Here is a 12391-nt window from a genome sequence, read left to right as displayed (position 1 = left end):
TATATGTATTCTGTAGGCAGAAGAGGATGGATTGACTACAAGTCAAAGACACTTTTACTCTGTATCATAACACATCATCATCAATATAAAAAAGAAATACCCCACATTCATGGTCCATCTGACACGGATACTATTATTTGGTTTTTATATAGTTTTTTCAATGGCATTTTCCCAATCCAACGATTGGGAAAATCCTTCTTATACAGGGAAAGGAAAAGAAAAACCGCATACCGGCTTTGTGCTTTTTTTACTGGGATGCCACATTTCTGATCACTGGATGATGCCTGTCGGGAACTTCATCACCATAGTTATTGCGAAAGAGATTCGTATAAAAATTACCGGGACCGCAATGGAGCGTCTTTGCGTGCATTTACAGCGGCACTAAAGAAAACCAATATTACAACGCCACCAAGAAACAGCAGCATCCCACAGACCTTCCGCCAAGCAAAAATATCTATCTGAATATAGACCTTAAACAGCGCGGCGTAGGAGGGGGCGACAGCTGGAAATCGCTTCCCCATCCTCAATACCTCCTCAATGACTCACATTATGAATTTTCCTATATATTTAAGCTCAAATAATATCTTCAACAAATCACCTATGAAAATTGCCATATTCATCAGTTTTTTATGTTCCCAAATCCTCTTTTCCCAAGGCTGGAAAACGTCGGTAACAGCCCTGCCGGGAAAGGAATCTCCAAAAATCAATGCTCAGCATGAAGCCAGCTTCAAAGTATATTTTCCCACCGCGAAATCTGTCGTCCTGGAAGGCGGTGACGGTATGAAGGATATCAGGTCTACACCGATTAAAGGAAAGGATGGCTACTGGACCGTCCGTACTTCAGCTATGGAACCCGGTTTCCACTATTACTGGTTCAACGTTGACGGAAAAAGGACGAATGATCCCAATACCCGGCTTTATTTCGGATACAGCCAGCCTACCAGCGGGATTGAAATTCCGTCAGGTGAAGATTTCTTCTTTCCTAAAAAGGTCCCGCACGGCAGGATTGTGAATGACAGCCTGTATTCTGAAACCACCCAGCAGCAGCGGAAGTTTAAAGTGTACCTTCCGCCCGATTACGGCAAAGGCAAATTCCCGGTCCTCTACCTTTACCACGGAACCGGGGAAGACATCACCGGATGGGAAAAGCAGGGCCATATCGGCCATATCCTCGATAATCTTTTTGCAGCGAAAAAAGCAAAGGAAATGATCGTGGTAATGGATTACGGGGTAGCCTTAACGCCTGAACAGGAAAAAATGCCGGACAATTATCCAAGGACGGTCCTTTCCTCCAGAAACCTTGACCAGTGGCTCGTTTCCGAACTGATGCCTTTTATAGAGAAGAAATACCGGACTGACGAACAGAAAGCAGTAGCCGGCCTTTCCCGCGGCAGTTACCAGGCCATGCTGATCGGCGTTCTGCATCCGGATACATTTTCCGCTGTCGGAGCGTTCAGTCCCGTTATTTATGAAGCTACGGAAAACGAACCGTTTAAGGAGCTGCCTGTTCAGAATTTGCTGTCTTCCGGTAAAAAGCCGTACTTCTTCATTGGAATCGGGGAAAAGGAAGGCAGCCGTTTTGAGGAGTTCAACCGTATCCTGACTGATTTTTTCCATCGTAACCACTATGCTTTCACCGCCTATCAATCTCCTGGAACCTACCATGAATGGCTCACCTGGAGGCGGTGCCTCTATCAGTTCTCACAGAAAATATTCAGGTAACACACATGATTTTTGTCATATATTAAAAAATGTTAACTTACCCGGGATAAAAATTATTTCTATGGAACTCGTTCTTCCTTATCTTGAAGCTGAGGGCTTTAAACACGGCCTGCTTCAGAATTACAGCTTCGATCAGAAGGATTTCCTGAATGCGACCTTTCTGGAAATGCCTGAAGATCTGGGTTCGGGAAAGCTGATCCTGTTCAACAAAAAGAACTTCCACTTCTTCAGGGGCAAATGGGATTTCGGGGAAAAAACCATTTTCCATTCTCCGCATAAAGTAGGCGATAACGGCCTGATGGATTTCCGGATCAGTACAGATGGCAAGATCAGCAGCAATTTCATCAACGGGAAAAAAGAATTCGAGCACGATACCACCAATGTGGACGGCATGAGGATCTTTGTCCCGAAAACCCTTTTCTCAAAAGACAACAGCCTGCTGAAAGAGAAACTCGAAAATGCCGAACGCAATTACCTGAGCCGCGAAAAGCTGAAAACCATCTTTGATACCCCTTTTGAAAACTATTCAGACAGTATCATCCTGGAGAGCCGTATCCTGGAATTCCTGAACTACTGGATCCATTACCTGCTCTCTGACGAGAAGGCCTTTGAAAGTAAAAAAGCACTGGAAGAAAAGATCAGGCTGGCCAAGGACTTCGTGGATACCCATGCGTTCCGTGAGCTCGCTATCAAAGAGATCAGCCGCTACTGCGGGCTGAATAACTGCGACCTGAAAAAAGGCTTTAAAAACTATACTCAACTCCCGATCCGCCAGTACATCATCAAAACCCGTATGGAGACGGCCAAGAAACTGCTTCTGGAAACCGAAAAGCCCATCGGCGAAATAGGAGATTACATCGGCTATAATAACCGTGGGCATTTTTCCCAGCTGTACCAGCGATATTTCGGGAAACTGCCCTCCGAAGAACGCCTCTGAAAAATTAAACAGCAATATGCGGACGCTCATTAACCATGATTAACAATGTGTTTTTGAGCGTCCGTTGTATTATACACCTCAGTACAAATTCCTTTTTCGTATCATGAAATTTCCTTTTCGTTTCACCGCCTGTCCGTGAGATCATTAATTTGGAGTTAGGATAAAAAAACACGGAAAGTGCCTGTATAAGGGCTTTTTCGTTTAAATGTTAACCCAATATGAACGGATTTGTATGCTGAACCTATCATTTTTAGTGGAGCAGAGTGCTAAAAGGAACCCTGAAAGACCGGCCCTGAGCTTTGGTGCTACCACCTTAACCTATGAGGAATTCCATAAGAAGGTCTGCCAGGTAGCCCATGCCTTAACGAAGAAAGGAATCGGCCATGGCGACAAAGTAGCGCTTCTATGCCCGAATATTCCCCAATTTGCCGTGGTGTTCTTCGGGATTCTGAAGACCGGCGCCTCGGTAGTTCCGCTGAGCATCCTGATGAAACCTGACGAAATCAGCTACCACCTTTCCGATTCCGAAAGCAGCCTTTTTTTCTGCTTCGCCGGGACACCCGAACTGCCGACCGGTCAATGGGGTAAGGAGGGATTCGATAAAACAGGAAGCTGTAAGCATTTGATCAGCATTGGTCCTTCTTCCGGTGATATCCTCAGCCTGGATGACTTTATCCGGGATGAAGAAGAGACGTTCGAATGCTATACCACCGCTGCGGAAGATACGGCTGTGATCCTCTATACTTCAGGAACCACCGGAAAACCTAAAGGGGCAGAGCTGTCGCACCTCAATCTGTTTACGAATGCCGAAACCTCTACCGGAATAGTTGGGTCCAGAGAATTTGAGGCCCAGCTGGTCGTGCTTCCGCTGTTCCATATTTTCGGATTGACAGTGATGATGCTTGCCGGGATCCGCAAATCCCTCCATCTGGTGCTTCTCCCGAAATTTGAAGCCGGAACGGTATATCAGCTGATACAAAAATTCAGCATCAGAATTTTTGCCGGTGTGCCTTCCATGTACTGGGCACTTCTGAATGAGGAGGATTCCGAAGAAAACAGGAACGCAATTAAAAACCTCAGGATCTGTATTTCAGGCGGAGCTTCGTTACCGGTAAAAATCATTGACGAGTTCAAAACCAGGTTTGATGTCCCTATCATCGAAGGCTATGGCATGTCTGAAGGGTCACCGGTCGTTACCTTCAACCAGCTTGAAATAGGCGTAAAAGCAGGTTCCATCGGCACACCGATCTGGGGCGTCGATGTAAAGATTGTAGACGATGACGGGAACGAGCTGCCGGAAGGTGAAAAGGGAGAACTGATATTCCGCGGTCCCAATGTGATGAAATCCTATTACAGAAGGCCCGGTGAAACGGCTGAAGTCCTGAAAAACGGCTGGCTGTTCTCCGGCGATATTGCGGTAAAAGACCAGGACGGGTTCTTTTTTATCGTTGACCGCAAAAAGGAACTGATCATCCGCGGCGGCATGAATGTATATCCGCGGGAAGTAGAGGAAGTGATGATTAAGCACCCCGATATTTCTCTGGTAGCCGTAGTAGGCCATCCGGATGAAAAGCTGGGGGAAGAAGTGAAAGCCTTTGTGGTAAAGAAACCGGGAAGCACCGTTTCTGAAAGTGACATTACGGCATGGACCAAACAGAAGATCGCAACATACAAATATCCCAGGATCATTGAGTTCATTGATGAACTGCCCTTAAGTGCTACCGGGAAAATCCTTAAAAAACTTTTAAAAACAGAAAAAAAGATATGATGAACTATTGTAAAGCTCTTATGCTTGCGCTGGCTATGACCGGTGCAGCCTCTTGCTCCACAGCTCCGAAAACTCCTGAGCAAGCCTCCGCACAGCGCCGCTGGTCTTCTGAAGTCCTGAAAGATGTGCGGTACGGAGATTTTGAAAGAAATGTAATGGATGTTTACCTTCCGGCAGACCGTTCCCCGAAAACCGCCTTTGTAATCAATATCCATGGCGGAGCCTGGACCCAGGGAGACCGGAAATTTGACGGAAAGCTTTCCGAATACCTGGTTTCCCACGGTATTGCAGTAGCCAATATCAACTACCGGTATGCCAATAGGGAAGACACCCACCTTCCTGAGCTCCTGGATGATATTGACCATGTAGTGAAATACCTGGCTGATCATTCAAAGGAATGGAATACCCGCAGCAGCGGCTTCTCCATTACGGGAGCAAGCTCGGGCGCGCATGTATCGATGATGTATGCCTATACAAAAAATCCTGACATCAGGACGATTATAGAGCGGTGCGGGCCGGTAGACTTTACCGATGTCCCGACCCTGAAATACGTCAAAGCGGCCAACCTTTTTGAAGTCCTGGATAAAATGTCCGGCAATACTACGGTCTGGAAGCCCGGAGATCCTGTTCCGCCTGCGTATGCCAAAACAAGCCCGGTAGCTTACGTCAGTAAAATCCCGATCATGATCATCCATGGCGACCAAGACGAGGTCGTGCCTATCCCACAGGCTTATATCCTTGAAAAAGCATTGAAAGCCAAGGGTACTCCTTACAAGCTTGTCGTAGTTCCCGGCGCCGGCCATCAGATCGAGAAAAAGCCGGCAGACCAGCAGATGGAGTTCAGGGAAATGACGTCCTGGCTCAATAAATACGGAATAAACTAACCATTATTATGAAGAGAACAACTCAAATACTGCATTCTAAAATAAGTATTGCCCTGCTTTTTTTTACTGCTTCCGCAACGGTACTGGCCCAGCAGCAGAAAAAGACGGATACCACCAAAACAGCCAATATCGATGAGGTGATCGTCACCGGAGTATTCGATAAGAGGACGCGGATGAACGCTCCGGTCGCCATTTCGGTGTTGAAGAGTGAACTGATCGAACGCCAGGTGCCCAACAGTGCCGCGGACCTGCTCAAGAATGTTCCCGGTGTCTATGTAAACTCCTCACTGGGCGAAATCCGGAATAATGTGTCCTCAAGGGGGATTTCCGCGGGGTCCGCAGACGGGACTTTTGCCTATGAATACATCTCCATGCAGGAAGACGGACTTCCGGTGACCAATACCACCTATTTTAATTACGGCCCCGATTTTTTCCTGAGGGCGGATGCTACCATAGCACAGATTGATGCCGTACGCGGCGGGCCGGCTTCCATTACAGCAGCCAATGCCCCGGGCGGTATCTTCAATTACATCTCTAAAACCGGAGGCAATAAATTTTCCGGTGAGATCCGTGCAAAATACGGGGTACAGGGAGCTGACAATTCAGGTTTCCACAGGATCGATGCCAATTTCGGCGGGCCACTGGGAGACAACTGGTTTTACAATATCGGTGGATTCTACCGGTATGACCTGGGTGCGAGGTATCCCGGCTATCCTTTCAATAACGGGGGGCAGGTGAAAGCCAATATCATGAAGAAATACAACCGCGGAAGCGTCAAAGTATTTCTGAAATACCTGGATGACCATAACGGGTACGCCCAGCTCATCCCTACAAAAAACTATACGGATCCCGAACCTGCGGAAGGCTTCAGCAGCAGTTCTTCGCTGCTCATCCCGAAGTTGCAGTACAATTCACAGGACTTCATCCATGGCGGGAATGTGGATTTCAATTCCGGAAGGCTGGTCGGGAACCAGTACAGGTCTGTAGCGGTCAATTGGGATCATGACCTGGGAAATAACTGGAAATTGTTCCTTACCAGCAAATATGCCGATAACAGCGTGGCCCAGAACAGCATCGGGAATGCCTTTGTTACTTCCCTTACGGACAATGTGCCTTATGCTTTGCTGATGGGGACTGTTGGGGTGGGAACCTATTCTTTCCGTGATGCCCTTACCGGTCAGGAGCTGGCTTCTGTGAATGCAGGAGTAGGCGCTACCGGTGTTGCCTACAATGTGACCAAAAACCTGCTGCCTGGGCAAAATGTACAGAATAATTCCATCATCCTGTCACCCCTGAACTTTTATGAGAATAAAGTAAAGGAGTCTATGTCGCAGCTGACCATCAATAAAAAGTGGAGGAATATGAATTTCTCTTTCGGCGGGTATTACGGCTATTCCGATGTCTGGAGGTTTTCCGGGATCAATGGAATTGCACTGACCACACTGGAAAACCGTCCGCGGATGCTGACGCTTGATTTCACCGGCGGACTGCTGTATCCTACTGTTTCCAACCCTTTCAACCTGATTCCAGGAGCCTATGAGGTAACCAATAAGGATGGTTTCGCCCAGGGAGCGGGAAGTACGGGAGATTTGCTGGAGTTCAGGGCAAAACAGCAGCAGGGAGCCGCATTTTTCGGCCACACCTGGGATATTACCGAAAACCTAACGGTAGACTGGGGCGTACGGTATGAAAAAGTATGGATCAAGGGAGACAATACACGGACTTTCCTTAACAATACGAAAACGCAGAACGGAACGTTATCCTTACAGGGTGGCCCGGACAATAATCCGTATACCATTTATGACAACAATACGCTGGTGCGGCTGACCAATGTGAGCTACAGCCGCCAGATCGATAACTTTTCCTATTCTGCAGCCGTTAATTATAAATTCAACAACAGGTTTGCTATTTACGGCAGGTATTCCCAGGGAAGCAAAGCCCCGGACCTGGATATTTTCTTTGCCTCCAACCGGGAAGACACCATCGGGCTTCTGAACCCCCAATCCAGGAAAACCCAGCAGGCAGAAATGGGGCTTAAAGCAAAGACCACCTATTTTGATGCTTTTGTAACGCCGTTCTACAGTATTCTGAAAAATATTCCGGTAAGTTCTATGGCGGATAACGGTGCCGGAGGATTCTACACCACACCAACCCTGTACAATGAAAATGAAACCTGGGGGGTGGAAGTGGAAACCAATATAAAACCCAGCTCGCATTTCACCATCCGTGCCGTATTAACACTGCAGGACCCGAAAGTGAAGAAAGGCTTTTACTGGAATCTTAACAAGCCGGGAATTGCCGATGACCAGATTGTTTCCTATTCCGGAACTACTGTGGCCTATACCCCGAAGATCATTGCCAACATCACTCCAAACGTCACGGTAGGCAATGCCTTCGCCTTTGTGACCTGGAGCTACCTCGGGGAAAGAGAAGGCAGCAATACTAATATTTATAAGCTGCCGGCATTTTCCCAGTTCGACCTGGGTGTCGGGTATAATTTTACTAAAAACCTGAGCGCCATTATCAACGTCAATAATGTCCTGAACAAATACGGGGTCATGAGCTATCAGCGCCCGGGATCCCTGGTACAGCAGCTGGCAGGATTTGAAAGCTTCACACAGGCGGAATACGATTCCGCGGTTGCCAACAATACGCCTTACTTTACCGTAGCGATCCCGCCGACTTCAGGATATCTAACCGTTACCTACAAGTTTTAATCATGCGTTTTTCATATATAAGTTTCATTTTTGTGTCAACGGTCTCCGTTGCAGTTTCTGCCCAACAGTCACAGTTGGGCAAAACTGCTGTTAAGGACGTCGTCCGTTCCATGAGCATGGAAGAAAAAGCCAGGCTTCTGGTCGGCACCGGCATGCCGGGATGGGTAGGGCTTACCCAACTTCCGGATCCTCCGAAAATGAAAGTCCCCGGCAGTGCGGGCAAGAACCATGCATTTCCAAAATACCATATTCCCGAACTCATTCTGGCGGACGGCCCGGCCGGGCTTCGCATACGGCCGGAACGTGACGGCAGCACCCGGAAATACTATGCCACCGCTTTTCCGGTTGCTACGGCACTGGCGAGCAGCTGGAACCCGGAACTCATTAAGGAAATAGGCCATGCCATAGGCAAAGAGACCAAAGAATATGGCGTGGACCTGCTCCTGGCCCCGGGAATGAACATCCAGCGAAATCCGCTGAACGGAAGAAATTTTGAGTATTTTTCAGAAGACCCGCTGATCAGCGGGACGATGGCTTCCGCTTATGTCAACGGTGTTCAGGGCAATGGAGTAGGGGCAACCCTGAAACATTTTGCAGCCAACAACCAGGAAAGCAACCGCTTTGGGGTGAATGAGCATATCTCGCAGCGTGCTTTACGGGAAATCTACCTGAAAGGTTTTGAAATCGCGGTTAAAAATGCGCAGCCATGGGCGATCATGACGTCCTACAATAAAATCAACGGTATATATGCTTCTGAGAATAAAGACCTCCTGACCGGAATTTTAAGGGACGAATGGAAATTCAGCGGCGTGGTAATGACCGACTGGTTCGGCGGTTACGGAAGCGAGGATGAGGTAAGGGCCAACAAAGTATCTGATGTGGCCGCACAGATCAATGCAGGAAACGACTGGCTCATGCCGGGAACGCCGCAGCAGGTTGAGGCGGTAATACGGCAGGCAAAATCGGGGAAACTCAAGAAATCCGCGGTGGATGAAAGTACCGGACGTATTCTGAAGATGATTGTACAGTCGCCGGTGTTCAGGAATTATGCGTATTCTGACCGTCCGGACCTGAAAACCCACGCACAGATTGCCCGGCAGGCTGCCACCGAAAGCATGGTGTTGCTCGAAAGTAAAAACAAAAGCCTCCCGGTAAAGTTAAAAGGAAAGAACATCGCGCTTTTCGGCAATACCTCGTATAATTTTATTTCCGGCGGTACCGGAAGCGGCGATGTGAACGAGGCCTATGTCGTTTCATTGATGGAAGGCCTGAAGAATGCAGGTGCTGAAATCGATCACCGGCTTTCCGATAAATACTCGCCATACATCAGGCGGGAAGACAGCCTTCAGACCGAAAGAAGAAAACGCGAAGGCAGCCTTTCAAAGTACATCAGGATCCGGGAAATGGATTTTTCCGATCAGGAAATCCTTCAGGCTTCGGAAGAAACTGATCTTGCCATATTCACGATCGGCAGGAATGCCGGCGAAAGCGGTGACCGTCCCGTATCTGATTTTAACCTTCAGCAGGATGAACAATCAATGATTGAAAAAATCAGCCGGGCTTTCCATGGAAAAAATAAGAAATTCATCATCATCATGAACATTGGAGGGGTGATTGAAACCCAAAGCTGGAAAGATCTTGCCGATGCGGTACTGCTGTCCTGGCAACCCGGTCAGGAAGCAGGCGATGCCGTGGCGGAAATCTTATCCGGAAAAGTGAACCCGTCAGGAAAACTCGCCCAGACCTTTCCGAAAGATTATGCGGATGTCCCTTCTGCCGGGTCTTTTCCGGGCACTCCTGCGGATTTTCCGGTGAATTCAATATATAATGAAGGGATTTATGTGGGGTACAGGTATTATGATACGTTTCATGTTCCTGTCGCTTACCCGTTTGGATACGGACTTTCGTATGCGCAGTTTGACTTTTCAAACCTGGGACTCAGGCATGATTCTGCTGGAAAAATGCTGCACGTCAGCTTTACCGTAACCAATTCCGGAAAAGTTGCGGGAAAGGAAGTGGCACAGGTATATATTTCTGCTCCGAAAGGAATTCTAGACCACCCGCTTCAGGAACTGAAGGCCTTTGTGAAAACGGAAACCCTTAAACCGGGCAGGTCGCAGTCCTTTTCTGTCGGCATCCCATATTATGACCTGGCTTCATTTAATCCGGCAACTTCATCCTGGGAAATAGAAGCCGGAAATTATGAGGTAAGGCTGGGAAATTCCTCAAGGCATATCATACTGAAAAATTCTTTCGGCATTCCAGGTCAAATGACCGTCCTGAAAACCGGAAACCTGATGAAGCCCGATCTAAAGTTCCGGGAAATCAAAAATTAAAATTTAAAATAAAACGTAATAATGAAAAAGTTTATTAACCTGTTTTTGGCAGTGATCCTGATGGTGATCCTGCTTCTGTGCACACTTCTGACCCTGTCGGTATACCTGAAATGGCCTATGATGGTCAGCGGCTACAGCAGCCTTTTTGCAACGCAGTTCAACTCGAGATTCATCCTTCTTGCGCTGGTCTTATGCATCACAGCCTTCCTGTTTTTTAAAAAGCAGGATACGGGGAGGAAGATCTGGAAATTTAACCTGATCCTGGGCATACTGTTCCTGGCCGGCCAGCTCATTTTCATGCTGATCATGCTGCGCACAGCGTCAAAATATGATGCTGAAATTTCACTTATCCCAAGCCTGAAAGGTCTGGAAAAACCTGTTAAGCCTACAGAAACACATCATTACCTTACGATCTATGGTGAAAAGCAGCTCTTTGATGTGTACCGTCCGAAAAATCCATCAGGGAAACCGACTATCCCGGTTGTCCTGGTTCATGGAGGCGCTTTTATCGAAGGGAAAAGAGACCAGCTTGGATACGCGGCGAACTGGTTTACGCAAAGGGGCTATACTTCTTTCGGGATTGAATATCCTCTGGCAAAAAAGGACCGCCAGACCTATGAAAGTGCGGTCAATTCCATAGTAACATGCATGAGCTACATCCGGAAACATGCACAGGAATTCAATATCGATCCTTCAAAAATGATCCTGGTTGGAGGTTCTGCGGGAGGATCACTTGTGATGCAGGCTGATCTGGGGTTAAGGGATGGTTTCGCCCATTCTTATGACGGAAGCCAAGTCGCTCCGCCGGCTGCGGTGATCGCATTGTATCCGCCGGTCAGCCTCTCAGACCTTTACCAGAAGCTCAGGGAAGGGAAAACCGTAGACCTGTACGACCCGATGAACAAATATCTGGGAGGAAGCCCGGTACAGTTTCCCGCGCGTTTCAAACAGCTGAACCTGATAGACCATCTTTCGGGAGGCATTTCTCCTACACTGATCCTGACCGGTGAGATTGACCATGTAGTGAATGTGGAAGCGATCCGGGATTTCGTGAACAAGTCTAAGGAAATGAAGCTGCCGGTTTCTTATATGGAGGTACCGTACGGTGAGCATGTCTATGATGGCAATCCGAATTCCATTGCAGGGCAGATGACCTGGGCGGAGATCAGGCATTTCCTAAAACGGAACCGTCTTACGGCAGAGTAAATATCATATATCCGGATCATGGTATCCGGGCACAAAAATTTCCCGCAGATCAGGGGCATGTACGCCTGGCCTGCGGGAAATTTATATCTGCTGATTCATCAGAAAGCTACAGCCTTATATTCAGCAATAGTTTCCCTGTGTTACGTGTATCATCAGGAGACGGACTCTTCTGCCGTCAATTCATACAGCAAATGGTCTGTCAAGACGGACAATACAGTCCTTAGTTCAGCTGGTAATTACGGATCACCAGATCCAGAATAAAATAGACATAGTCCTGATCTGCTTCTTTTCTGTTGATCAGCTTGTTCTTATAGTCGTATGAATAGAGCCTTTTGATCAGTTCCTTATACTTTTCAAGATTTTCATCCTTAATTTTCACCCTGATGTTGCCGTCTTTTCGGTTAATCAGCTGATCGTCCAGTGTCCGCACTTTAAACAGTACATGGGACAATTTAAGCGCGTTAGGGCGCCCTGCATATCTTTCGATGATGTTTATCTTGAATGTGTCAAATACAATAGTATTAAAAACAATGTTAGAACTAGATCCCTGCCCTTTTAATTCAAACTTATAGTTCATGAATTCGATTTTTACAAATTTAGTGAGAAAGTAAAAAATAGCAAAATATCAGATAAAAATTATCTGATTTATTTATTGAATCTTTGATAAGAAAATATCAGGCCATTGGAGGCTTGTGCTGATAATTTTTATGTGTTGCAGAAAGATGGTATTCAAAAAGTATGATATTCAGTTCAAGCGAATCAGATTGAGTGATGGAAATATTTCGGACCGATCTTTGAAGTATAAGGATGTTGTTAATTAA

At 47.1% G+C, this 12391-nt stretch carries 10 protein-coding genes; 9 read left to right on the top strand and 1 reads right to left on the bottom strand.

Annotation, left to right across the window (positions count from 1 at the left end; all coding sequences use genetic code 11):
- The first annotated feature begins 160 nt into the window (after nucleotides 1–160).
- The 9 genes from CGB83_RS05715 (at nucleotide 161) to CGB83_RS05675 (ending at nucleotide 11570) form a co-directional block, all read left to right on the top strand.
- The gene (locus CGB83_RS05715; RefSeq protein ID WP_100074941.1) at nucleotides 161–385 is read left to right on the top strand and encodes a hypothetical protein; all 225 of its coding nucleotides are present in this window, start codon (nucleotides 161–163) and stop codon (nucleotides 383–385) included.
- Entirely contained in the window at nucleotides 369–581 is a 213-nt protein-coding gene (locus CGB83_RS20585; RefSeq protein ID WP_100077510.1) for a beta-galactosidase small subunit-related protein, read from the top strand. The genes CGB83_RS05715 and CGB83_RS20585 overlap by 17 nt, the downstream gene beginning before the upstream one ends.
- Before the next feature lie 19 nt (nucleotides 582–600).
- Nucleotides 601–1722: an alpha/beta hydrolase-fold protein gene (locus CGB83_RS05705; RefSeq protein ID WP_157761352.1), complete on the top strand. Its 1122-nt coding sequence runs from the start codon at nucleotides 601–603 to the stop codon at nucleotides 1720–1722.
- A 61-nt stretch (nucleotides 1723–1783) separates the two neighbouring features.
- Nucleotides 1784–2659 (top strand): helix-turn-helix domain-containing protein, encoded by an 876-nt coding sequence (locus tag CGB83_RS05700; RefSeq protein WP_157761351.1) that lies wholly within the window; start codon nucleotides 1784–1786, stop codon nucleotides 2657–2659.
- 232 nt (nucleotides 2660–2891) lie between these two features.
- Complete coding sequence (locus tag CGB83_RS05695; protein WP_100074938.1) at nucleotides 2892–4427, top strand: long-chain-fatty-acid--CoA ligase; 1536 nt, start codon at nucleotides 2892–2894, stop codon at nucleotides 4425–4427.
- A complete protein-coding gene (locus CGB83_RS05690; protein WP_100074937.1) occupies nucleotides 4424–5311 on the top strand; it encodes a prolyl oligopeptidase family serine peptidase in 888 nt (295 codons plus the stop codon). The genes CGB83_RS05695 and CGB83_RS05690 overlap by 4 nt, the downstream gene beginning before the upstream one ends.
- 8 nt (nucleotides 5312–5319) lie before the next feature.
- Nucleotides 5320–8028: a TonB-dependent receptor gene (locus tag CGB83_RS05685; protein WP_100074936.1), complete on the top strand. Its 2709-nt coding sequence runs from the start codon at nucleotides 5320–5322 to the stop codon at nucleotides 8026–8028.
- 32 nt (nucleotides 8029–8060) lie between these two features.
- Nucleotides 8061–10364: a beta-glucosidase family protein gene (locus CGB83_RS05680; RefSeq protein ID WP_172954679.1), complete on the top strand. Its 2304-nt coding sequence runs from the start codon at nucleotides 8061–8063 to the stop codon at nucleotides 10362–10364.
- 21 nt (nucleotides 10365–10385) lie between these two features.
- On the top strand, nucleotides 10386–11570 hold the full coding sequence (locus CGB83_RS05675) for an alpha/beta hydrolase (protein WP_100074934.1): 1185 nt from the start codon (nucleotides 10386–10388) through the stop codon (nucleotides 11568–11570).
- A gap of 220 nt (nucleotides 11571–11790) precedes the next feature.
- Here CGB83_RS05675 and CGB83_RS05670 read toward each other — a convergent pair whose 3' ends face one another.
- The gene (locus CGB83_RS05670) at nucleotides 11791–12147 is read right to left on the bottom strand and encodes a prevent-host-death protein (protein WP_100074933.1); all 357 of its coding nucleotides are present in this window, start codon (nucleotides 12145–12147) and stop codon (nucleotides 11791–11793) included.
- Nucleotides 12148–12391: the final 244 nt, after the last annotated feature.

The organism is Chryseobacterium camelliae (assembly GCF_002770595.1).
Lineage (GTDB): Bacteria > Bacteroidota > Bacteroidia > Flavobacteriales > Weeksellaceae > Chryseobacterium > Chryseobacterium camelliae.
This window is presented reverse-complemented; position numbering and strand designations above follow the sequence as displayed.

What these genes read in the sequence shown, in the direction of transcription:
- CGB83_RS05705 (WP_157761352.1), top strand. Translation starts at nt 601, where the DNA reads ATGAAAATTGCCATATTCATCAGTTTTTTATGTTCCCAAATCCTCTTT.
- CGB83_RS05695 (WP_100074938.1), top strand. Translation starts at nt 2,892, where the DNA reads ATGCTGAACCTATCATTTTTAGTGGAGCAGAGTGCTAAAAGGAACCCT.
- CGB83_RS05700 (WP_157761351.1), top strand. Translation starts at nt 1,784, where the DNA reads ATGGAACTCGTTCTTCCTTATCTTGAAGCTGAGGGCTTTAAACACGGC.
- CGB83_RS05715 (WP_100074941.1), top strand. Translation starts at nt 161, where the DNA reads ATGGCATTTTCCCAATCCAACGATTGGGAAAATCCTTCTTATACAGGG.
- CGB83_RS05675 (WP_100074934.1), top strand. Translation starts at nt 10,386, where the DNA reads ATGAAAAAGTTTATTAACCTGTTTTTGGCAGTGATCCTGATGGTGATC.
- CGB83_RS05685 (WP_100074936.1), top strand. Translation starts at nt 5,320, where the DNA reads ATGAAGAGAACAACTCAAATACTGCATTCTAAAATAAGTATTGCCCTG.
- CGB83_RS05690 (WP_100074937.1), top strand. Translation starts at nt 4,424, where the DNA reads ATGATGAACTATTGTAAAGCTCTTATGCTTGCGCTGGCTATGACCGGT.
- CGB83_RS05670 (WP_100074933.1), bottom strand. Translation starts at nt 12,147, where the DNA reads ATGAACTATAAGTTTGAATTAAAAGGGCAGGGATCTAGTTCTAACATT.